Here is a 21,604-nt window from a genome sequence, read left to right on the forward strand (position 1 = left end):
CGCTGACTCCTTTGTATTGACGGCGTTACTGCTGGTGCTGGTTTGCGGCTGTTGATGTGATCGCTAGCGGAGGGCAATCGGGTTGACGGGGGAACCGACGGCGCCGGTGATGGGAAGCGGGGCGGCCGTCAGCAAGAAATCGTACCGGCCGTCCGCTGCGCAGGCTGCGGCAAGTGCGTCCGGGTCCCACATTTCGCCCAGGAACAGCCCGAGGTTGGGGATGGCGATCTGGTGGAGGGGCTGGAAGGCGTCGTCGAATTCGTTGGGACGGACCTCGAAACCCCAAGTGTCCGTCGCGATCCCGGCGATTTCGCTGCGGTGCAGCCACGGGGCCGTGCTGAAGGACAGCCCGGGTGCCGGCCCGCCGGCATAGTCGCCCCAGCCTTCGCGGCGGGTCCTGGAGTACTGCCCTGTGCGGATTACCACGATGTCTCCCCGCCCAACCTTCGCGCTGGGCCCTTGCAGGTCAATGGTGCGCGCAAGGTGTTCCGGGGTGATGGCGAAGCCGTCCGGCAGTTCACCGTCGATCCTTCCGAGCTCCGGTCCGAGCGCCCTGCCCACATCCAGCAGTACTCCGCGGCTGACGATCTTGGCAGCTGCGGTCTCGATGCCCGTGACCAGGTCACCTTCGGAGGTCACGACGTCCCCTGCGGCGCGGCCGTTCCAGGCCTTGCCACGGTCGAAGATGTGGCCCAGCCCGTCCCACTGGGTAGAGCACTGCAGCGGCATGGCGATCACGTCATCGGCGCCGCCGATGCCGTGCGGGAAACCTTGGTTTCCGCGTTCCGCGTCCACTCCTGTGTCCGTCATGGTGTGGACGGGGTTGGTGCGGCGACGCCAGCCCTTTTGCGGGCCGTTGGTGTCGAACGGCTGGGAGAGCGAGAACGCCTCGCCGGTGCGAACCAGCGCTGCTGCTTCCACACGTTTTGCGGCATCGATGAAGTTCAGGGTGCCCAAGACATCATCTTCGCCCCAGCGGCCCCAATTGTTGTACTTGTAGGCGGCCGCCGTGATGCTTGCCAGCGGATCCCCGCGCTGGATCAGCTGCTCTTCCACCGCATCGGCTGTCACGGCTGGACCTCGTCCTTGCAGCGGATCAGCTGGGTGCCGAGCCCGGTGATGGTGCCTTCCATAACGTCGCCGTCCTGGAGCAGGCGGCCCCAGTGAGCGCCGTTGCCGGCGGGGCTGCCGGTGAGGACCAGGTCGCCGGGGCGGAGGGGCATGATCTGCGAGGCTTCGCTGACGAGCTTGGCCACCCCGAAGATCATGTCCTGCGTGGACTCGTCCTGCATGGGCTTGCCGTTGAGCTTCAGGGTCACCTGGACGTCCTGCGGGTCGCCGAAGAACTTGGCGGGTACCAGCAGCGGTCCGGTGGGCAGGAAGCCCGGGGCGTTCTTGGCGCGGTACCAGTCCGAACCGATCGCGGGCATGTCCTTGCGGAAGACGAACTCACGGGTGGTGATGTCGTTGACCATGGTGTAGCCGAAGACGTAGTCCAGGGCTTCCTCGGGGGTGACGCGGAACGCGGTCCTGCCGATCACTGCTGCCAGTTCCAGCTCCCAGTCGTGGGACTTGCTGTATGACGGAAGGGTGAGGTCGTCCGTGGCGGACGCGATCGCCGTCGGGAGCCCGATGAAGAAGTACGGCGTGCCCTGGCCCGCGCGCTTGTCCATGATGGCCGCCGTCTTGGCGCGCACATCCTCCTCGTCCTCGCCCGGTTCGCGGTGCGCTGCGGCGAGGTCGATCACGTGCTTGCGATAGTTAGCGCCGGTCTGCAGGACCTGCGCAGGCTCAACCGGAGCCAGGATTTCGACATCGGCGGCCGCCAGGCCGGTGTCCTGGCCGGCAGTGGCGGCCAGCGAGTCCAGCTGGCCTTCGGTGGTGTCCCAGTGCTCGATCAGGGAGTTGATGTCCCCATCCAGCGGCAGGACCCGGTTTTCCACCAGCAGGCCGGCGCGGGCCTTGCTGTCGCCGGCTTCCTGGAACCGGACCAGGGCGTACTGTGTTTCGGTCATCGTCCTTTAGCCCCGGCCCTGCTTGGCGTACGGGTTCAGGAGGGCTTCCTTCATCTCCGGGGAAGCTCCCTCCTCCGTGGCGGTGAAACCCTCGGCGGGAGGGAACGATTCCGTCATGGAGTGCGGCATTGCACCGTTCTTGTAGAAGTTGTTGGAGCCCTCGGACGGCTTCCAGGTGTTGGCTTCCCAGTCCGGAACATAGTTGCGGTAGCCGCCGGAGTTGAGCTCCACGCGCAGGCCGGACGGTTCACGGAAGTAGAGGAAGTTCTGCTCGCCGATGCCGTGGATTGAGGGACCGTACTCCATGGGAGTGCCGTTTTCCATAAGGACGTCCGCGGTCCGCAGCAGGTCCTCGTGGGTGTCCACCCAGAACGCGATGTGGTTCACGCGTCCGGAACGGCTGGAGGTGTCCAGGACAACGCCAAGGTCGTGGGACTTCTCGTTGGTGGTGAGGACCGAGAACACGGTGATGGGGGCCTCGTCGAGTTCGGTGAACGCCATCACGCGGAAGCCCAGTGCGTCGTTGTACCACTTGGCGAAGCCGCGGACATCGGAAGCCGCAACGGTCACGTGGTCCAGGAAGCGGGGTGCGGCGGCGTGGCTGCTGCGGCGCTCCGGCCGGTCCGGGTAGGTGGACTCGAAGCCGGGCTCGGCCACGAACTTTTCCACCTCATAAAAGAGGCGCATGTGGTGCCCGTAGGGGCCGGTGAATTCATATGCCTTGCCGAAGCCGTGGCCGCCGGCGGTCCAGCTGCCCTGGACGCCGGTTGCCTCGATGCGCTCGGCGGCTGCCTCGAGCGCTGCCTGGGAGGTGGTGCGCCAGGCCATGCGCCCCAGGGACGCTTCCGGTCCTTCGGTGATGACAAGGCTGTAGCGGTAGTAGTCACCCCAGCAGCGCAGGTAGACGTTGCCGTCCACGCGGTCGATGATGCGCATGCCGAACTTTTCCTCGTAGAACTGTGCCGAGGCTTCGACGTCCGGGGCGGTGATCTCGAGGTGTGCAAGATGGGAGAGCGGAGTTTCCACGTTGAAGTCCTTCTGGTTACTGGCTGCGGTACTTGTTGTTGCAGGTCCTGTAACTACTGTGAGGCACTTCATATATTCGGGGAAGACGAAGTTTTTGATAGCAGGTATCCGCCTCGCTGATACCTGCGCACTTCGAAAACCCCTGTTTCCTGCCCCCCAGGACGCTCTCTCACTTGATGCAGGTTAATTGCCGTCGCTCTCTCACTCTCCAGGGGAAAGTGAGAGAGCGATGGCCAAAATAATGCAGTAACTGCGAGAGCGTTGCGGTGGGGACCTGGGAACCCGCTGCCGCTACTCCTTCCCCAGCCCGGCAGCCGAGGTCTTCCCGCCCGTTACCTCATTGAGGGCGGTGAGGTTGAAGATGCCGTTGATGTCGGCCTGCTTGGTGGTGCCGGCAGCGACGCCGTCGGCCAGGAGCTTTTCGTAGGTTCCGGCTAGCGGGTCCACGGTGAACACGATGTTCTTGAGGGAGCGGTCGATGACGTCGGCCTTCAGCTCCGCCCCCGCGGCATCCTTGAGGGCTGCGTTGATGACGTTGGCCTTGTCCCCGTCGGCCGCGCCGTTCAGCCATTCGACCGACTTCACGTGGCCCTTGAGCAGTGACTTCACGGTCTCCGGGTGGTCGGCGGCGAACTTCTGGTTGACGATCAGGATGGTGGTGGGGAACTCGCCCGGCTTGCCGGACAGCGAGCCGTCCCACAGGTCCTTTTCGTCCACCAGGACCTTGGCTCCGGCGGTGAGCACCAGGCGTGAGGCCCACGGCTCAGGCAGCCACGCGCCGTCGAGCTTTCCGTCCTGGAAGAGCTTCAGTGTCTGGGCGTTCTCGGTGGGGTTGATGGCCACGTCGCCGCTGCCGTCAACGTTGGTCCTGTAGCCCTGGGACGCGAGCCAGGCGCGGAGGGCCACGTCCTGCGTACCGCCGAGCTGCGGGGAGGCAAGGATTTTGCCCCTTAGGTCCGCGGCGGAGCTGATCTCCGGCCGAACCACCAGCTGGGCGCCGCCGGCTGCAGCACCGGCGATGATGTTCACCGATTCGCCGCCGCTCTTCACGAACGAGTTGATGGCGGGATTCGGGCCGATGTACGTGGCATCGATGGCACCGGCGTTCAGGGCCTCGATCGCGGCCGGGCCGGCGTTGAACACCTGGGTGCTGAGCCTGGTATCGCCGAGCTCCTCCGCGATGTAGCCCTGGCTTACCCCCACCAGGGCGGGGGCGTGGGTGACGTTGCCGAAGTATCCAAGCTTGAGTTCCGCGGCGGGGTTGCCGGCGGGGGCGGTCTCCTGCACTGCCCCGGGGGTCCCGCCGTTCACGGCGGAGGCGACGGCGGCGCCCCCGCCAATGAGGGCGAGGATGCCGACGGCGATGCCGACCTTCAGCCGGAGCGGCCGCTTGGGCGCGGCGGACTGGCCGGCAACGATGCGGGTGGAGCCTGGCTGGTCCTGCGGATTCTTGGGGCTTTGGCGCGAGGGATCTGACACTGGAATTCCTTTGCTGGGGTGGATGCTGAGTTGAGATTACGGAGCGACCGGCAGCGCCACAATCGTTCCCGTAGCGGGCGTTCACGGGAGGTCGCGGGGGCTCAACAAGGCGTAGCGCAGCGACAAGAAACGTCGCGGGACGTCTTTTTCCGGGGCGCCGGAAGGAGTGTTCCCGCGGCAATGAATCCCATAGGTTGCCGGTCGCCGGGGCCTGTTTCCGGGTCCTGATGCGGACGTACGATCAGGCATGGAAAAGTTGAAATTTGAGGTGGATATCAACGCTCCCGCCGGGACCGTCTGGGCCACGATGCTCGACGATGCCACCTACCGGGAATGGACGAGTGCCTTCAGCGAGACAGGTTCCTTCTATGAGGGCGACTGGAACGCGGGCAGCGAGATTCGATTCCTCGGCCCGGACGGTGAGGGGTCCGTGGGAGGGATGATCGCAACAGTTGAGGAATGCAGGCCGAACGAGTTCGTGTCCCTGCGGTATCTCGGCCAGATCGTCCGCGGTGTGGATGACACGACCAGTGATGCTGCGCAGGAATTCATCGGAGCCCACGAAAACTATTCGTTCACCGAAGCCGACGGCGTGACGAAAGTCGAGGTCGAGGTTGAGAGCGTGGAGGACTGGGTGGCCATGCTGAATGAAACGTGGCCCGTGGCCCTCGCCAAACTCAAGGACCTCGCCGAAGCGCGGGCCTGACCTAGTCGCCCTCGGCGGCCGTGGACCTCCGTGCGGCTCAGTCAACGGCCGTTTAGGCAGCTTTCACCAGCGGAAGCTCGTCCCAGTGGGTGGTGTACCTGGGGGACCGCATGTTCCGTTTCATGGTCCAGTCCAGGCCCGACTTGATGCCGGCGTGCCCCAGGCCGATGGAGCCGCGTCCGAAGCGGCTGCCCACGTCCTCCAGCAGGGTGCCGATGTGGCGTTCCTCGTGCCGGTTCTCGAACAGCTCCAGCGGGGACTGGTTGCCGGTAGGCCGCAGGTCCGTCAGCATGAGCCCCACTTTGACGTACTTCAGGCCATCGCGGATGTTGGGCAGCAGGGCGTGCGCCGCCCTGGTGAGCAGGAGCGGGTCGGCGGTTGGCATCGGCAACGGGACGCACACGGACGGATACGCCTGCTCCTGCCCGCTGAACGGCGAGGTGCCGACGAATGCGGTGAGGACTTTCGCCTGCAGCCTGTGCTTGGCCAGCCGCGCGCTCGCGTTCTGGCCGTAGACGCTGAGCACCTGCCGCAGCCCCGCCGCCGTGGTGACCGGGGTGGAGAAGGAACGGGAGAAGATCAGCTGGTCCCGGCCCAGGCGTTCCTCTTCCATGGGGATGCAGGGTGTGCCGTTGAGTTCCAGGACAGTGCGCATCATGACCACGGAGAACTTGTCCCGGATGGCCACGGGGTCGGCGCGGGTGAGGTCCAGGATGGTGTGGATGCCGATGGCATTCAGGCGCCTGGTCAGGCGGCCGGCGATGCCCCAGATTTCCTCCACGGACAGGCGCCCCAGCAGCTGCTCCCGCACGGCGGCGGGAACGCTGTCCCAGTGGCATACCTCGCCGAACGCCGGGTTGTTCTTGGCCCATTTGTTGCACAGTTTGGCCAGCGTCTTGGTGGGCGCGATCCCGACGCATACGGGCACGCCCACATTGCGGCGGACGGCATTCTTCATGGTCCTGCCCAGCGCCAGCAGCTGCTCCGGCTCCCCCTTCACTCCGAGGAAGGCCTCGTCGATGCTGTAAACCTCCAGCCACGCGGAGTACCTGCCGAGCAGCTCCATGACCCGGGCGCTGATGTCCCCATAGAGCTCGTAGTTGCTGGATTTGGCCACCAGCCCCCATTCCTTCGCGCGGGGTGCGAGTTTGAACCACGGCTCGCCGGTGGCAATGCCCAGGGCCTTAGCCTCGGGGGAGCGGGTGACAGCGCAGCCGTCGTTGTTCGAAAGGACCACCAGCGGCCTGCCCTCCAGCGAAGGATCGAAGGCACGCTCTGCCGAGGCGTAGAAACAGTTCACGTCCACGTGGGCGATCTGCGGCATCTGCCGCATGGGGACGGGTTTGCTCATCGCCGGGCACCCGGACGCCGCCGGCTAGACATGGTGCAGGCACCTCGTGGCAACGCCCCAGATGGTCAGCTCCGAGAGGGCAGGCACTTTGATGTCCGCATACTTTGGATTCTCCGCCTGCAGCACGACGCCTGTGGCGGTAAGGCGCAGGCGCTTCACCGTCAGCTCCCCGTCCAGCACGGCAATCACCACTGAGCCGTCGCGGGGCTCCAGTGCCCTGTTGACGATCAGCTCATCACCGTCGCTGATGCCCGCACGCTCCATGGAGTCTCCTGTCACGCGGACCACGAACGTGCTGGTGATGTCCTTGATCAGGTGGGCGTTCAGGTCGATCCGGCCATCGAAGTAGTCCTGCGCCGGCGAAGGAAACCCTGCGGCGACGGGAACCGGGGCAATCAGCACTGACAACAACGAGGCGCCCGAATCTATCACGCGGGGACCGATAATAACGCCCACAACACACCTTTATTCGAATATATGTTCGATTACTTCAGTGTAGACCCTGGCCCTGACAATGCCACCCCCGGAGTACCTGGCGTCCCTGCCTCCGGGTGCTTCACGGTGAGGCAGCCACCTTAAAAGCAGGAGTGGCGCTGCCCGGATGGGCAGCACCACTCTGCGTCTGGTTGTAACTATGTCAGCTGGCGACGGCGGGCCGTGACTCCCGCACCACCGACGGCGTGAACTTCGCCCCGGTATCCGGAAAGGAGGGCACATGGATGCGGGCGTGGGTGTGGACTTCCTGAACCGTCCGCCGGGTGTGCTCCGCGATCTCTTCCATGGTGGCCACCCACATGCCGTCCATTCCCTTGACCCGTTCAATCAGCCGCTCCAGGGCCACAGCCTTGGAGGGCCGGCCGGAGATGAAGGGATGGTTGGTCAGGACGAAGCAGCTGCCCTGCGCATGGTGCGCCTCCGCCTCCAGCGTCCACATTTCCAGGACCTTCGCCGGGCTCTCGATGACGCCGCTGCCGGTGACGCCCGGGTAGAACGCGTACTGCTCCCAGTCGTCCAGCGCCCAGTCCACCGGAATCTCCACAAGGTCCCGGGAGTCGCCCGGGGCGACGCTGAAGCGGTAGGGGGCATCGCCGTCGAGCAGGCTTGAATCGTAGAGGAAGCCGCGGTCCGCCAGGAGGGCCGGGGAATGCCAGTTCAGTTCCCACCACGGCGCCCGGTAGCCCACCGGCTCCACCCCTGCCACCTTGGCCAGGGCCTCCAGGCCGCGGTCGATGTAGCGCGCCTCCGTCTCGGCGTCGATACCCTGCATGGGCTCGTGCAGGTAGCCGTGGTGCGCCACCTCGTGCCCCGCGTCAACGATGCGCCGGACCGTGTCCGGATAGCACTCGGCGGTGAAGCCGGGGACGAAGAACGTGGCACGGATGTCCTGCCGCTGGAGGATCTGCAGCAGCCGGGGGACTGCCACCTTGGGCCCGTAGGACTGGTGGGTCATCAGGGACATCCGGCTGGTGCTCTTGGGATCGTGGGCGATGGTGCAGGATTCGGCGTCGACGTCGAAGGTGAAGGAGGCTGCCGCCTGCTTGCCCTCGGGCCAGGTGATCGGGTGGGCGGAGTCGGGGAATGCGTCAAAGGTCATGTCAGGTGTTCCTAGGTTAGAGGCCGGCCGGGGCGCTGGGCCGGGCAGGGATTCCGGCCAGGGCCGGGGAGGGCTGGGCGTCGGCGCCGGCAGCCGGAGCGGATTCGAGGAACTTGCGGTGGACCCTCGGGCCCAGGATGGCGTAGCTCGTAGCGCTCGCCAGCCCGCCGGCCAGCCAGGACAGGTCCCAGCCGCCCAGGGCCACGGCGATGGGGCCCTGCATGGCGGGAACGAGGCCGTACATAAACAGCCAGGTGGCGAAGATGCCGACCAGGAGGGAGGTGACTCCCGCCCAGTTGACGCCGGGCAGTCGCTTGGTCCCGACGCCGTCGAACAGCCGTGCGGGGTTGCCGGGCCAGCGCTTCTCGATCCAGAAGTAATGCACCAGCATCACGCCGCCCCAGGCGGCCACCCAGGCCACCAGCCCGATGAGCCAGGCGTCCAGCACCGCTGCGAAGTCCTCCTGGAAGATGAAGAAGACGACGGCGATGAGCGAGAAGACGCCGACGAACAGGTTCAGCTTGCGGCGGCTGATGGTGATGTCCAGTGACTGGGTGGCCACCGAAAAGGTGTAGATGTTCAGGATGTTGGTGGCGATGGGGCCGTGCAGCACCATCAGCAGGACGGGCAGGGCGAGGACGCCGAAGTTCTGGACGATGAGCTTTCCGGGGTCGATTTCACCGCTGTTGGTGGCCAGGCTCGCACCCAGCACGCCGAGCCAGACGACCGGGATGAACTGGCCCAGGACGGATGCCAGGTAGACCTTCTTCTTGGGGACCTCGGTGCTGACGAAGCGGGAGTAGTCGGCGGCGTACGTGAACCAGGTGATGCCCCAGCCGATGCCGATGGCCGTCATCACGGCGCTCATGGCCGCGATCCGCTCGGAGCCTTCCAGGATGTTGCCGGCGGGGCCGGCGTAGGCCCAGTCGATCTTCATGCCGAACCAGGCAACAGCGGACATAACGGCCAGGATGATGATGGTGGGCGGGACGGTCCACTTTTCAAAGGCGGCGATCGCCTTGTAGCCAAACCAGGCGATGGCCACCTGGGTGGCCATGATGGCCGTTGCGACGCCGATCTTCCAGGCGTAGTTCTGCGCCGCGGGATCCACCCAGCCGAGCGTTCCGAACAGCGCCATCACCAGGTCCAGGATGATCCAGGTGTTGACGGCGCACCAGCCGATCACCAGGAGTGCCTGGATGCTTGCGGGAAGGTAGTTTCCGCGCCGGCCGAAGGCTGCCCGGGCCAGGACCATGCCGGTGGCGCCGGTCTTCTGGCCCAGCAGGACGAAGCAGCCAAAGAGCAGCATGCCGATCAGGTTGCCCAGGACCAGGACAGTGACGGTGTCCGCGAAACCCAGCCCCAGGTGGATTCCGAGGGCGCCCAGTACCCAGTTGATGGGGGCGAGGTTGGCGCCGGCCCAGATCCAGAACTGGCCTGAAACCTTGTGCGTGCGCTGGGACTCGGGAATGGGCTGGAGCCAGGCTTCGCAGTCCTCGGCCGGCGCCATTGCCGGCCCAGACTGCTTCGTGGAGAGGTTGTCTTGCATGGGGAAAGCCTCCAGTAAGTGAAAGGGATAGATCCAGATTATGTGGCTCATGCCACAACCACCACATACAATGTGTCGTGAAGATTCACCTTCTACTTGACGGAGTGTCATGCCAATACGGCTGCAGGACGTTTTGAAACATTCCACCCTCACCCCTGCGGACCCCGTGATCCGCGCTGCGGCGGCGACTGCGGCCCAGACGCAGCTGCGCTGGATCCACTCCAGTGAGGTTTTGGACATCGCACCGTTACTTGGCGGCGGAGAACTGCTGCTCACCGGTGGCCAGGCGCTGGCCGCGGCAACGGACAAGCGGCGCATCGGCTATATCTGGGAGCTGGCGGAGCGTGGAGTGGCCGCACTGGCCATCGAGACGGGCGCGGCCCTGCCGTCCATTCCGTCCTCCATGGTGGGAGCAGCCGAAGCCGCGGGGCTTCCCCTGATAGAGCTGCGCAAAAGAGTGCCCTTCGTGGGTGTCATGGAAGCCATCAATTCGTTGCTGGTGAGCGAGTCGGCTGCGCACCTGCAACAGGCTGACCGGGCAAGCCATGCCATGGCGGTGGAGCTGGCCCACGGCGGCAGCCTCGACCGGATCCTGGCCGTCCTCGCCGACGCTACCGGCGCGGAAGTTGTCCTGACCTCCAACGCCGGGGCTCCGCTGGCCAGCGCACTGCCTGCCGGCCATGCCGCGGATGCCGAACCGGCACCCGAGGGGGACGCCGACCAGGACCGGGCACGGACCACGCATATTGATGTGTCCGTGCGGGGCATACCCTCGGCGCGACTAAGCCTTCACACATTGGAGGGAGGCGATGTGAACCTGGCAAGGATTGCCGGGAACCGCTCAGTGGACATTCTGGCACTGGCGCTGTTGCAGCGCATGCCGCCCGGCCTGAAGGAGATGGCGGGTGCCGCACTGATCCGCGCCGTTGATGCCGGTACCCAGAACTGGCGGCTCCAGCAGCTCGCCCCGGCTGCGGGGATTCCCCCTGCTGCGCAGCTGGTGGCTGTTGTGATCCGTTCTCCTGGCTCCCGGCAGCTCCGTACCACCGTGGAGCAGCTGCTGGACCGGGTGGGCCGGCACAGTGCCAGCTACGCCGATAACGAGGAGCTGCTGGCGCTCGCGGCCTTACGGACCGGTAAGGCGCAGGAGGACCGGAGCGAGATCCTGGCCGGGCTCCGGACACTCGAGCTGCCCGAGGGCAGCATCAGCGCGGTAGGCCCGGTGGCCTCCGGGATTTCGTCGGCACCCTGGTCGCTGGCAGAGGCGCGGCTGACGCTGGATATTGGGGCCCGTGATGAACTGCGCCCGTCCGGGGCGCGGCTGGCCAGTGGGGCTCTCGACGCGGAGGCGTTTGCGGTGGAACGGATGGCCTTCCATTCTCTGGATGCGGCCAGGCGCGAGGATTTTGTCCGGCAGCAGTTGGGGTCCCTCCTTGACTACGATGCGCAGCGCCGCTCGCAGCTGGCCGAAACCCTGCGGGTATGGCTGGATTCCGGCTGCAACACCGCACAGGCTGCGCGGGAGCTGCACCTGGAGCGGCAGTCCATGCACCAGCGGCTGCAACGGATCTTCTCCCTGTGCGGCGGCGACCCCCGCAGCACCGGCCGCCTCGCCGCCCTGCACCTGGCCAGCCGCCTCGCTGCCATGCACTCCGACTAGGCCCCAACGCTCTCTCACTTGATGCCCCTTCCCCGGCGATCCTCTCTCACCTAACGTCGGGTTCCGGGAAACCCTCTCGCAGTTAACGCGCGTTTTGGGCGCACCCTCTCCCCACCCCTGGCCGGCCCAACCGCAGGCCTGTGGATAACTTCTGCAGCCTCCAGCCGGATCGGGGCACAATGCCAGCATGCAAAAGCAGGATTCCCTGCCCCTGCCGTTGGCAGCGGCTCCCTTCACCTTCGGCTCAGCCCTGGCCTCCGGCGTCCCGCTAAGCAGGCTTCGCCGTAAGGACATAATCAATGTAAGCCGCGGCCTCTACCGTCCGGCGGGCTGGGATTTTGACCTGGAAGGCGCGGCCAGGGCGTTGTCCGCTGCGTCGCCGGGAGCCTGGATCTCACACGTGACCGCGGCCCGGCTTCGATGCCAAGTGCTGCCACCGTGGCTGGCGGATTCGTCCGAGCTGCATCTGAGCAAGCCGAGGTCGCTGCCATCGGTCCGCCGGAAGGGCGTGTTCGGCCATACCGTGCTGGCACGTGAGGATGAGATCGAACTTGTCGATGGCATCCGCCTGAGCACCCGGTCCCGCACGTGGCTTGATGTGGCACGGATCCTGCCGCTCCACGACCTCGTGAGCATGGGGGACCAACTCATCCGCATTCCACGAGCAGATTTCGAGGGAAGGGCGCAGCCCTACGACACCATTGCGGGCCTTCGCGCACTCGTAGCCCGCCACCCGAACCTCCAGGGCATCGTCCGCGCCCGTGAAGCGCTGGATCTGATGCGGGTGGGGGCCGACTCCGCGCCCGAATCGCTCCTTCGCCTGGCAATCGCCGACGCCGGGCTGCCGGAGCCCGAACTCCAGGTGCCGTTACGCGCCGGAGACGCGCGGTCGCCGTCGGCCGATCTCGGCTACCGTCATCGCCGCCTCGCCATCCAGTACGACGGCGAACATCACCTCGGTGACGCACAGATCCTGAGCGACAGGAGACGGGACAAGGCCTTCGAATCAGCCGGCTGGACGGTTCTCGTCTTCGATAGGGACGACCTTGCTGACGAATTTCAGCGCGCAGTGCAGGGGATCAAACGGGCACTCCGGAACGGTTGGCTTGACCACCCCCAGGCGACGGGGTTCGCCAGCGGGGCCTGAGCATCAAAGGACTCTTGTGCAATGACGACGGCGGCGCTTAAGGCCGTGGCGCCCCCTCACCAGGGTGAGAGAGCGCCACGTAAAAACCCGCATCAGGTGAGAGAGCGTCACGGGAAAACCCGCATCAGGTGAGAGAGCGTCACGCAAAAGCCTGCGTTAAGTGAGAGAGCGTCGCAGGGGGTTACCGGAGGACCACCGTGCGGTTGCCCTGCAGGATGACCCGGCCCTCGCAGTGCCAGCGCACCGCGTTGGACAGGGCCTTGCACTCGGTGTCGCGGCCGGCGGCCACCAGGTCCTCGGGCCCGTAGGTGTGGTCCACCTCCACGGTCTGCTGCGAGATGATGGGTCCCTCGTCCAGCTCGCTGTTGACGTAGTGCGCGGTGGCGCCCACGGTCTTGACCCCGCGCGCGTACGCCTGGTGGTACGGCTTGGCGCCCTTGAAACTGGGCAGAAACGAGTGGTGGATGTTGATCGCCTTCCCGTCCAGCTTCCGGGTCAGGTTGTCGCTGAGCACCTGCATGTACCGGGCCAGCACCACAAGCTCCACATCGAACTCGTCCACCAGCTCCAGCAGCCGCGCCTCGGCCGCAGGCTTGGTGTCAGCCGTGACCGGCACATGGAAGAACGGGATCCCGTGCCACTCCACCAGGGCCTGGTGGTCGGTGTGGTTGGACACCACGGCCACCACGTCCACGGGCAGTTCGCCGATGCGTGCCCGGAACAGGAGGTCGTTAAGGCAGTGCCCGAACTTGGACACCATGATCAGCACCCGCCGCTTTGAGCCGTGCGGCTCCAGGCGCCAGCGCATCCCAAAACGCTCCGCAACGGGACCAAACGCGGCCCGCAGCGTGTCCGCGGTGGAGGCATCGCCGTCGGACGCGAAATGCACCCGCATGAAGAAGTGCCCTTCGGAACGTTCGCCGAACTGCTGGTTGTCGATGATGTCGCAGCCGTGCTCCAGCAGGAAGCCGGACACGGCGTGGACGATGCCCGGCGACTCGCTGCAGTCCAGCGTGAGGACATGCTCCACGGTGGTCACCGGCGCGGACAGGGAAGTTTCAGTCTCAATGGCGGTCATGGTTCAGCACTCGATCACATTCACGGCGAGTCCTCCTCGGGAGGTTTCCTTGTACTTGGTTTTCATGTCGGCTCCGGTTTCGCGCATCGTCTTGATGGCTTTGTCCAGGGACACCTTGTGGCTGCCGTCGCCGTGCAGGGCAAGGCGGGCGGCGTTGATGGCCTTGACGCTGGCGATCGCGTTGCGCTCGATGCAGGGGATCTGCACCAGCCCGCCCACGGGGTCGCACGTCAGGCCCAGGTTGTGTTCAATGCCCACCTCGGCGGCGTTTTCCACCTGGGCGGGTGTGCCGCCGAGGACTTCGCAGAGCCCGGCGGCGGCCATGGAGCAGGCGGAGCCCACTTCACCCTGGCAGCCCACCTCGGCACCGGAGATGGAGGCGTTGATCTTAAACAGGATTCCGACGGCGGCCGCTGCCAGCAGGAAGCGGACCACGCCGTCGTCGTTGGCGCCGGGGACAAACTTCACGTAGTAGTGCAGCACCGCCGGGACGATACCCGCCGCGCCATTGGTGGGCGCCGTGACGATGCGCCCGCCGGCGGCGTTTTCCTCGTTCACGGCCAGCGCGAACAGGTTCACCCATTCCATGGCCCGGAGCGGATCGGTCACGCCGGTGTCCGCCGTCAGGGTCTGGAACAACGACGGCGCGCGGCGGCGGACGTTGAGCCCGCCCGGAAGGATGCCTTCCGCGGCGCAGCCGTTGTCCACGCATTCGCGCATCACCGCCCACAGCCCCAGCAGCTTCTCCCGGAGCTCCGCTTCGGTCCGCCAGGTCAGTTCATTGGCGAGCATGACGTCGGAAATGGACATCCCCTCGCGTTTGCAGATCTCCAGGAGCTCGTCCGCCGTGGTGAACGGGTAAGGCAGGACGGTGGAGTCCGCCACCACCCGGTCTCCGGCGTCGGCGTCCCCGTCAACAACAAAGCCGCCCCCAATCGAATAGAAGCTCCGTTCGCTGAGGACTGCCCCGGCGTGGTCCAGGGCGCGGAAGGTCATGCCGTTGGGGTGGGCGGGGAGGGACTTGCGCCGGTGCAGCACCACGTCATCGTCCCAGTTGAAGTCCACCCGGTGGTCCCCGCCGATCCACAGTTCGGCGTCCAGCGCGGCTGCGGCCACCTGGTCGTCGGCCGTGAAGGTGTCCACGGTTTCGGGGTCCAGGCCCTTGAGGCCCAGGACCACGGCCTTGTCCGAGCCGTGGCCCCGCCCGGTGGCGCCGAGGGAGCCGAACAGTTCAGCCTGTACGCGCCGGGTGGAGCTCAGGTGTCCGTCGCCCTTGAGTCCGTCGGCGAACAGCTTTGCTGCCCGCATCGGGCCGACCGTGTGTGACGACGACGGCCCGATGCCAACGGAGAACAGGTCCAGGACGCTGAGGGCCATTTAGGGGACCTCGGGCGAGGCATACTCGCGCATCGCGTCGAGGAGCCAGCGGCCCAGGAAATCCGCGAACGAGGCGCGGGGGAAGAGCCGGAACGTCTCCTCGCCGGTCTTCCACAGCACCACGGGGATGTTGCCGACCTCCGTGGAGAGCGCCGTGCCGGCTTTCAGCACGCGCGGGTGCAGGTCCAGCGAGCAGCCCTTCTCCAGGACGGCCCGGGCGCGGGGCCCGGTGAGCTCGAACGTGGTGCGGTTCGCGGAGAGGTCCACTACCTGGCCGGCGCCGTCTCCGAGGGCTTCGCGGAGCGCCTGGATCAGGCCGCCGCCCAGGGATTCGTGGGCGTCCCGTGGTGCCACCACCAGGAACTCTTCCGGGCCAAGCCACAGCACGGAGGTGTCCCCGGTTCCGCTGACGCTGCCGCACGTGGCGGGCAGGCCGCCGGTCACGGCGGCGACGCGCTGTCCGGCGTCGCTGGAGCGGCTGGCCCGGAGGCCCACCATGGTCAGGAAAGCCACTTCGCTGATCTCCACCACGCCCCGGACGGAGCCGGTTTCAAAGTCTGCGCGGAGCTGGGCGGCGGGGCTGACCCGGAGTGAGAGGTTCTTCTCGTAGGAGGTTGCGGGTGCTGCTGTTTCAGCCATCTTTGCGGGTCCCTTCGGGGTCAAAAAGTACGGTTTCGGCGACGACGACGTCCACCAGCCGGTCGCCGGCGGCAGCAGTCAGGGTTTCGCCGATGCGGTTGCGGCCGTTCTTGATCAGGGCCAGGCCAAAGGACCTGCCGAGCGCCGCACTGTGGTAGCTGGAGGTGACGAAGCCTTCCATCGGGACCGGCCCGTAGGCAGGGTTGGTGGAACGGCCCTTCTCTACGAGCTGGGTGCCTTCCGGGAGCCGCAGCGTCCCGTCCACCGGCAGCACGCTCACCAGGTGCTTGCGGTCCTCGCGCTGGCCGTCGGCCCGGGAGTAGGAGCGCTTGCCGATGAAGTCCTTGGCCTTGGAGACGATCCATTCCATGCCGGCGTCCTGCGGGGTGACGGTGCCGTCCGTGTCCTGGCCGACGATCGGGTAGCCCTTCTCGGCGCGGAGCACGTGCATGGTTTCGGTGCCGTACGGGGTGATGTTGTATTCGGCGCCGGCAGCCGCCACGGCCTCCCAGGTGTTCAGCCCGTACCAGGACGGAACGTTGATCTCGTAGGCCAGCTCACCGGAGAAGGAGATCCGGCAGACCCGGGCGCGGACGCCGGAGGCCAGGGTGGTTTCGCGGAACGTCATGAACGGGAACGCCTCGGCTTCCAGCCCGCCGCTGGCCGCCAGTTCCGGGGCCACCTTGGCAAGGACTGCGCGGGACTTGGGCCCGACGACGGCAATGGTGGACCACTGTTCGGTCACCGAGGTGCAGTGCACGTCCAGGTCCGGCCATTCGGTCTGCAGCCATTCCTCCAGCCAGTCCAGCACCTTCGCGGCGCCGCCGGTGGTGGTGGTCATGAAGTAGGTGTCGTCGTCCAGGCGCAGGGTCACGCCGTCGTCGAAGATCATGCCGTCAGCCATGCACATCACGCCATAGCGGGCGGAACCCGGGGCGAGCTTCTTGAACGCGTTGGTGTAGATCCGGTTGAGGAACTCACCGGCGTCCTTGCCGCGGATTTCGATCTTTCCGAGCGTGGTGGCGTCCATGAAGCCCACGGATTCGCGGACGGCGGCGCATTCACGCAGCACGGCCTCATCCATGTCCTCCCCGCCCTGCGGGTAGTACCAGGGACGCTTCCACTGTCCGACGTCCTCGAACAGGGCGCCCTTGGCGACGTGCCACGGGTGGATGGAGGTCTTGCGGGCGGGGTCGAACAGCTCGCCGCGCTGGCGTCCGGCCAGTGCCGCGAAGGCCACGGGCGTGAACGGTGCGCGGTAGGTGGTGGTGCCGATGTCACCGATGCCGCGGGAGGCTTCTCCTGCGGTGCGCAGCGCGGCGGCGATGACGCCGATCGCGTTGACGCCGGAGGTCTTGCCCTGGTCGTTGGCGGTGCTGATGGAGGTGTAGCGCTTGATGTGCTCCACTGAGCGCATGCCGGCCCCGGTGGACCGCAGCACGTCAGCCACGGACTGGTCGCGCTGAAAATCGACGTAGTGCTGGTGCCAGTCGTCCGGGGTACCCGCCTCGCCGGGGACCAGCCACAGCTGGCGGGTGGGGGCGGAGGCCTTCGGCTCCGCCAGGACGAGAGGAGCGACGGCGGACGCGAAGCCGGCAGCGATGGCCGCCGAGGCACCGGCGGAGATGCCCTCGGCCAGGCAGTCGGCCAGTTCGAAGCTGCCCCGGCCCGAGCCGATGGTCTGCTGGTTGGGGACCACGGTGCTCGGCACGAAGGCGGCCAGCTCGTCGTCCCAGCGCAGCTTGCCCTGCCGCTGGGAGTGCAGGTGCACCAGCGGGCTCCAGCCGCCGGACACAGCCAGCAGGTCGCAGGCGATCTGTTCGACGCCCGAGGTGAGCTCGCCATCGTCGTTAATGCTGCGGACGGTGACGCCGTCCACCCGGCCGTCTGCTGACTGCGAAGACGTGTTGGCCACGGCGCTGCCGATCAGCACCCGGGTGCCGGCTTCGACGGCGGCAGCAGCCACGGCGGTGAGCTGCGGACGGGCGTCCACGACGGCGGCAACCTTGACGCCCGCGGCGCGGAGGTCCGCGGCCACGGCGTAGGCGCTGTCGTTGGTGGTGCTGATGACCACGCGGCGGCCGGCGGCCACCCCGTAGCGGTTCAGGTACGTGCGGACGGCCGAGGCGAGGATGATGCCCGGGCGGTCGTTGTTCTCGAACACCAGGGGACGCTCGTGGGCGCCCGGTGCCAGGACCACCTGGTTGGCACGGATGTGCCAAATCCGCTGCCGGGATACTCCCGACGCGGCAGGGGAGGACAGGTGGTCCGTGCGGTTCTGGACAGCGATCACGTAGTTGGCGTCGTAGGCGCCGAAGGCCGTGGTGCGGTTCAGGACGGTGGATTCGGCGCCTGAAACGAGCTCGGCTTCGACGTCCGCCACCCATTCCAGGGCCGGCTTGCCTTCGATGGTCTCAACGAGCTCCGGTGCCGTTGACCCGGACAGGAGGGACCCGCCCAGCTCGGGCTGGTCGTCCAGCAGCATCACGCGTGCGCCGGTGCGGACGGCTTCGCGGGCTGCGGCCAGGCCGCCGGGGCCGCCGCCGACCACCAGGACGTCGGTGTGGACGTACTTCTTGTCGTACTCGGCGCGGTCCTCCTCGGGATCCAGCTTGCCCAGGCCGCTGAGCAGTTCCGCCTTCAGGCCGTCCACCAGGGTGACGGTGGTGGCGGGGAGCATGGATTCGGCGACGTCGCCCGGGAAGCGCGCAGCGATCTTCACCATCGCATTGGATTCCTCCACACCGGCGGACATGATGCCGCGGGGGCGGTCCTCGTAGAGCGAGTTGCCGGCGTTGATGCGGCCGTTGGCGATCAGGGCGGAGGCGAGGGTGTCGCCGGGGTGCCCCGTGAATTCCTCGCCGTCCACGGTGAATCGCCAGGAAATGGTGCGGTCGATGCGGCCGCCGGAAGCGAGGCGGGCGTTCTGGGAAGTCACTTGGTTGCTCCTTCCGGGGCAGTGGTGCTGGCGGTGCTGGTCTTAGCGGTGCTGGTCCCCGAGATGTCCGGTGCCGCGGTCCCGGTGGTGGTGCTGTCCGGGGCGAGGCTGGCAGTGCCGGTGTCCGGGGTTGTCCGGCCGGCAGCGTCAGGCCGGGGCGCGCCCATCGGGTAGATGGCCTGGATGTCGTAGGTGACGGTGTCGCGGAGCATGTTGAACCACTGGCGGCAGCCGGTGCTGTGCAGCCAGCGCTCGGCGAAGGCGCCCTTGGTGTTGTCCCGGTAGAACAGGTACTCGGCCCACTGGCGGTCGGTCAGCTCGTTCGGGTTTTCGGGGTAGGGAACGTGGGCCTGGCCGCCGTAATGGAACTCGGTCTCGTCGCGGGAGCCGCAGTTGGGGCAGGAGATGAGCAGCATGTGCGTCTTCTTTCTAAAGTGCAGTGTTCGCTGGCGGCTAGTGGGCCACGGCGGCGGCGCCGTGTTCGTCGATCAGCGCGCCGGTTTCGAAGCGTTCCAGCGCAAACGGCTTGTTCAGCTTGTGCGGGGTGCCGGTGGCGATGTTGTGCGCGAAGGTCATGCCGGCCGCGGGAGTGGCCTTGAAGCCGCCGGTGCCCCAGCCGCAGTTCACGAACATATTTTCCACCGGGGTGTTGCCCACGATCGGGGAGGCATCCAGCGTCGTGTCCACAATTCCGCCCCAGGTCCGGAGCACGTGGGCCCGGGCAAAGATGGGGAAGAGCTCAACGGCGGCAGCCATTTGGTGCTCGATCACGTGGAAGGAGCCGCGCTGGCCGTAGCCGTTGTAGGAATCGACGCCGGCGCCCATCACCAGCTCGCCCTTGTGGGCCTGGGAGACGTAGACGTGCACGTGGTTGGACATGACCACCGTGGGGTGGACGGGCTCGTGCAGCTCGGAGACCAGGGCCTGGAGCGGGTGGGACTGGATGGGGAGCCGGAAGCCGGCCATCTCGGCCAGGACCGAGCTGTGCCCGGCGGCGGCGAGGCCCACCTTTTCGGTGTTGATGGTGCCGCGGTTGGTCTTGACGCCCACCACGCGGTTGCCGTCCTTGACGAAGCCGGTGACTTCGCAGTTCTGGATGATGTCCACGCCCATCTCATCGCACTTGCGGGCGAAGGCCCAGGCAACGTGGTCGTGCTTGGCGATGCCGGCCCGGGGCTGGTAGGTGGCGCCCATGACGGGGTAGCGGATGTTGTCGCTGATGTTCAGGATGGGGCAGAGTTCCTTGACCTGCTTGGGGTCCAGCCACTCGGCGTCCACGCCGTTGAGCTTGTTGGCCCCCACGCGCCGCATGCTTTCGCGGACGTCGCCCAGGGTGTGGGCGAGGTTCATCACGCCGCGCTGGCTGAAGAGGAAGTCGTACTCGAGCTCCTCGGGCAGGATCTCCCAGAGCTTGAGGGCGTGCTCGTAGATGGCCGCGCTCTCGTCCCAGAGGTAGTTGGAGCGGATGATGGTGGTGTTCCGGGCCATGTTGCCGCCGGCCAGCCAGCCCTTTTCCAGGATGGCGATGTTGGTCATGCCGTGGTTCTTGGCCAGGAAGTACGCGGTAGCCAGGCCGTGCCCGCCGCCGCCCACAATCACGGCGTCGTACGAGGACTTGGGCTCCGGGTTGCGCCAGAGGAAGTCGGGGTGCTCGGGGAGGAGGTCTGCACTCACTGGGCTGCTCCAATCAGGTCTGCTTCAAGGGCGGCAACTTCAGTGCCGTTGCTGAGGTGTGGGTAGAGGGGGAACTGGTCGGCCAGGGCGGTGACGCGGGCGCGGAGTTCGACGGCGGTGCTGTCGCCCAGGGTGCCGCTGGCCGCGGTGCCGTTGCCCGCAGCGGCGATGAGCGCCGTCGCAATAATGTCTGCGACTTCCTCGAATTCCTTGGCGCCGAAGCCGCGGGTGGCGAGGGCCGGGGTGCCGATGCGCAGCCCCGAGGAGACCATCGGCGGGCGGGGATCGAAGGGGACGGCGTTGCGGTTGACGGTGATGCCGATGCGGTGCAGGGCGTCTTCGGCCTGCTGTCCGTCCAGCTCAGAGTTGCGGAGGTCCACGAGGACCAGGTGGACGTCGGTGCCGCCGTTGACCACGGAGATTCCGGCCGCGGCAACGTCGTCGCGGAGGAGCCGTTCGACGAGAAGCTTGGATCCCTCAAGGACACGCTGCTGGCGTTCCTTGAACTCGGGGGAGGCGGCGAGCTTGAAGGCCACGGCCTTGGCGGCGATCACGTGCTCCAGAGGCCCGCCCTGCTGGCCGGGGAACACGGCGCTGTTGATCTTCTTGCCGTACTGCTCCTTGGCAAGGATGACGCCTCCGCGCGGGCCGCCGAGGGTCTTGTGGGTGGTGGTGGTGACGACGTCGGCGTACGGCACCGGGTTCGGGTGCAGGCCGGCGGCCACCAGGCCTGCGAAGTGGGCCATGTCCACCATGAGGTACGCGTCCACCAGGTCGGCGATGCGGCGGAACTCGGCGAAGTCCAGCTGGCGGGAGTAGGCGGACCAGCCGGCGACGATCAGCTTGGGCCGGTGCTCCAGGGCCAGCGCCTCAACCTCGGCCATATCGATGCGGAGGTCCGATTCGCTCACGTGGTACGGGACCACGTTGTAGAGCTTGCCGGAGAAGTTGATCTTCATGCCGTGCGTCAGGTGGCCGCCGTGGGCCAGGCTCAGACCCATGATGGTGTCGCCCGGGTTCAGCAGGGCGAACATGGCGGCGGCGTTGGCCTGCGCGCCGGAGTGCGGCTGGACATTGGCGAATTCTGCGCCGAACAGGGCCTTGACCCGGTCGATGGCGAGCTGCTCCACAACATCCACGTGTTCGCAGCCGCCGTAGTAGCGCTTGCCCGGGTAGCCCTCGGCGTACTTGTTGGTCAGGACCGAGCCCTGGGCCTCCATGACCGCGGACGGGGCAAAGTTCTCGGAGGCGATCATTTCCAGCGTCGACTGCTGGCGGCCCAGCTCACTGGCAATGGCCTGCTGGACCTCGGGATCGACGACCGAAAGTCGCTCGTTCAACTGCTCAACCACGGATGCTCCTTTGAAATAC

Annotated in this window: 18 protein-coding genes; 3 read left to right on the top strand and 15 right to left on the bottom strand. The window is 66.7% G+C overall.

What is annotated here, in order from left to right; translation table 11 throughout:
* Window positions 1-63 precede the first annotated feature (63 nt).
* From IEX33_RS06555 to IEX33_RS06570, 4 genes are all read right to left on the bottom strand, one after another.
* The gene (locus tag IEX33_RS06555) at window positions 64-1,071 is read right to left on the bottom strand and encodes a cyclase family protein (RefSeq protein WP_229675262.1); all 1,008 of its coding nucleotides are present in this window, start codon (window positions 1,069-1,071) and stop codon (window positions 64-66) included.
* On the bottom strand, window positions 1,068-2,015 hold the full coding sequence (locus tag IEX33_RS06560; RefSeq protein ID WP_188728742.1) for a fumarylacetoacetate hydrolase family protein: 948 nt from the start codon (window positions 2,013-2,015) through the stop codon (window positions 1,068-1,070). The genes IEX33_RS06555 and IEX33_RS06560 overlap by 4 nt, the downstream gene beginning before the upstream one ends.
* A gap of 6 nt (window positions 2,016-2,021) precedes the next feature.
* The gene (locus tag IEX33_RS06565) at window positions 2,022-3,041 is read right to left on the bottom strand and encodes a VOC family protein (RefSeq protein WP_188728744.1); all 1,020 of its coding nucleotides are present in this window, start codon (window positions 3,039-3,041) and stop codon (window positions 2,022-2,024) included.
* Window positions 3,042-3,332: 291 nt separating this feature from the next.
* A complete protein-coding gene (locus IEX33_RS06570; RefSeq protein ID WP_188728746.1) occupies window positions 3,333-4,520 on the bottom strand; it encodes an ABC transporter substrate-binding protein in 1,188 nt (395 codons plus the stop codon).
* A 247-nt stretch (window positions 4,521-4,767) separates the two neighbouring features.
* On the opposite strand from IEX33_RS06570, the gene IEX33_RS06575 reads away from it, so the two are divergent.
* A complete protein-coding gene (locus tag IEX33_RS06575; RefSeq protein ID WP_188728748.1) occupies window positions 4,768-5,226 on the top strand; it encodes an SRPBCC domain-containing protein in 459 nt (152 codons plus the stop codon).
* A gap of 52 nt (window positions 5,227-5,278) precedes the next feature.
* On the opposite strand, the gene IEX33_RS06580 is transcribed toward IEX33_RS06575, so the two are convergent.
* The 4 genes from IEX33_RS06580 to IEX33_RS06595 all read right to left on the bottom strand — a co-directional run bounded on the left by IEX33_RS06580 (window position 5,279) and on the right by IEX33_RS06595 (window position 9,720).
* Window positions 5,279-6,577: a Y-family DNA polymerase gene (locus IEX33_RS06580; protein WP_446686948.1), complete on the bottom strand. Its 1,299-nt coding sequence runs from the start codon at window positions 6,575-6,577 to the stop codon at window positions 5,279-5,281.
* A 24-nt stretch (window positions 6,578-6,601) separates the two neighbouring features.
* Window positions 6,602-7,033: a LexA family protein gene (locus IEX33_RS06585; protein WP_188728750.1), complete on the bottom strand. Its 432-nt coding sequence runs from the start codon at window positions 7,031-7,033 to the stop codon at window positions 6,602-6,604.
* A 181-nt stretch (window positions 7,034-7,214) separates the two neighbouring features.
* Complete coding sequence (locus IEX33_RS06590; protein WP_188728751.1) at window positions 7,215-8,171, bottom strand: polysaccharide deacetylase family protein; 957 nt, start codon at window positions 8,169-8,171, stop codon at window positions 7,215-7,217.
* 16 nt (window positions 8,172-8,187) lie between these two features.
* The gene (locus IEX33_RS06595) at window positions 8,188-9,720 is read right to left on the bottom strand and encodes a purine-cytosine permease family protein (protein ID WP_188728753.1); all 1,533 of its coding nucleotides are present in this window, start codon (window positions 9,718-9,720) and stop codon (window positions 8,188-8,190) included.
* Between the two features lie 109 nt (window positions 9,721-9,829).
* On the opposite strand from IEX33_RS06595, the gene IEX33_RS06600 reads away from it, so the two are divergent.
* Together IEX33_RS06600 and IEX33_RS06605 are read left to right on the top strand one after the other, a co-directional pair.
* On the top strand, window positions 9,830-11,380 hold the full coding sequence (locus IEX33_RS06600; RefSeq protein WP_188728755.1) for a helix-turn-helix domain-containing protein: 1,551 nt from the start codon (window positions 9,830-9,832) through the stop codon (window positions 11,378-11,380).
* Between the two features lie 187 nt (window positions 11,381-11,567).
* Window positions 11,568-12,527: a DUF559 domain-containing protein gene (locus tag IEX33_RS06605; protein WP_188728756.1), complete on the top strand. Its 960-nt coding sequence runs from the start codon at window positions 11,568-11,570 to the stop codon at window positions 12,525-12,527.
* A gap of 181 nt (window positions 12,528-12,708) precedes the next feature.
* Here the strand turns inward: IEX33_RS06605 and purU are convergent, their stop codons facing one another.
* From purU to glyA, 7 genes are read right to left on the bottom strand one after another with little or no spacing between them, the layout of a single operon-like run.
* On the bottom strand, window positions 12,709-13,605 hold the full coding sequence (purU, locus tag IEX33_RS06610; RefSeq protein ID WP_104185779.1) for a formyltetrahydrofolate deformylase: 897 nt from the start codon (window positions 13,603-13,605) through the stop codon (window positions 12,709-12,711).
* A 3-nt stretch (window positions 13,606-13,608) separates the two neighbouring features.
* Window positions 13,609-14,982 carry an L-serine ammonia-lyase gene (locus IEX33_RS06615; protein ID WP_188728758.1) on the bottom strand — a complete coding sequence of 458 codons (1,374 nt, stop codon included), beginning with the start codon at window positions 14,980-14,982 and terminating at the stop codon, window positions 13,609-13,611.
* Window positions 14,983-15,621, bottom strand: a complete 639-nt coding sequence (locus tag IEX33_RS06620; RefSeq protein ID WP_188728760.1) for a sarcosine oxidase subunit gamma — start codon at window positions 15,619-15,621, stop codon at window positions 14,983-14,985. It lies immediately after the preceding gene.
* Complete coding sequence (locus IEX33_RS06625; protein WP_188728763.1) at window positions 15,614-18,559, bottom strand: sarcosine oxidase subunit alpha family protein; 2,946 nt, start codon at window positions 18,557-18,559, stop codon at window positions 15,614-15,616. Before IEX33_RS06625 ends, IEX33_RS06620 begins: the two co-directional genes overlap by 8 nt.
* A complete protein-coding gene (locus tag IEX33_RS06630) occupies window positions 18,556-18,975 on the bottom strand; it encodes a sarcosine oxidase subunit delta (protein ID WP_188728764.1) in 420 nt (139 codons plus the stop codon). The genes IEX33_RS06625 and IEX33_RS06630 overlap by 4 nt, the downstream gene beginning before the upstream one ends.
* 37 nt (window positions 18,976-19,012) lie before the next feature.
* Window positions 19,013-20,233, bottom strand: a complete 1,221-nt coding sequence (locus IEX33_RS06635) for a sarcosine oxidase subunit beta family protein (protein ID WP_188728766.1) — start codon at window positions 20,231-20,233, stop codon at window positions 19,013-19,015.
* Window positions 20,230-21,585 carry a serine hydroxymethyltransferase gene (gene glyA, locus IEX33_RS06640; protein WP_308421962.1) on the bottom strand — a complete coding sequence of 452 codons (1,356 nt, stop codon included), beginning with the start codon at window positions 21,583-21,585 and terminating at the stop codon, window positions 20,230-20,232. The genes IEX33_RS06635 and glyA overlap by 4 nt, the downstream gene beginning before the upstream one ends.
* Window positions 21,586-21,604 lie beyond the last annotated feature (19 nt).

This window comes from Pseudarthrobacter scleromae, from assembly GCF_014644515.1.
Classification (GTDB): domain Bacteria; phylum Actinomycetota; class Actinomycetes; order Actinomycetales; family Micrococcaceae; genus Arthrobacter; species Arthrobacter scleromae.

Coding starts and splice junctions, on each gene's coding strand:
- IEX33_RS06580 (WP_446686948.1), bottom strand. CDS start 6,577: ATGAGCAAACCCGTCCCCATGCGGCAGATGCCGCAGATCGCCCACGTG.
- IEX33_RS06575 (WP_188728748.1), top strand. CDS start 4,768: ATGGAAAAGTTGAAATTTGAGGTGGATATCAACGCTCCCGCCGGGACC.
- purU (WP_104185779.1), bottom strand. CDS start 13,605: ATGACCGCCATTGAGACTGAAACTTCCCTGTCCGCGCCGGTGACCACC.
- IEX33_RS06630 (WP_188728764.1), bottom strand. CDS start 18,975: ATGCTGCTCATCTCCTGCCCCAACTGCGGCTCCCGCGACGAGACCGAG.
- IEX33_RS06615 (WP_188728758.1), bottom strand. CDS start 14,982: ATGGCCCTCAGCGTCCTGGACCTGTTCTCCGTTGGCATCGGGCCGTCG.
- IEX33_RS06560 (WP_188728742.1), bottom strand. CDS start 2,015: ATGACCGAAACACAGTACGCCCTGGTCCGGTTCCAGGAAGCCGGCGAC.
- IEX33_RS06600 (WP_188728755.1), top strand. CDS start 9,830: ATGCCAATACGGCTGCAGGACGTTTTGAAACATTCCACCCTCACCCCT.
- IEX33_RS06605 (WP_188728756.1), top strand. CDS start 11,568: ATGCAAAAGCAGGATTCCCTGCCCCTGCCGTTGGCAGCGGCTCCCTTC.
- IEX33_RS06590 (WP_188728751.1), bottom strand. CDS start 8,171: ATGACCTTTGACGCATTCCCCGACTCCGCCCACCCGATCACCTGGCCC.
- IEX33_RS06620 (WP_188728760.1), bottom strand. CDS start 15,621: ATGGCTGAAACAGCAGCACCCGCAACCTCCTACGAGAAGAACCTCTCA.
- IEX33_RS06595 (WP_188728753.1), bottom strand. CDS start 9,720: ATGCAAGACAACCTCTCCACGAAGCAGTCTGGGCCGGCAATGGCGCCG.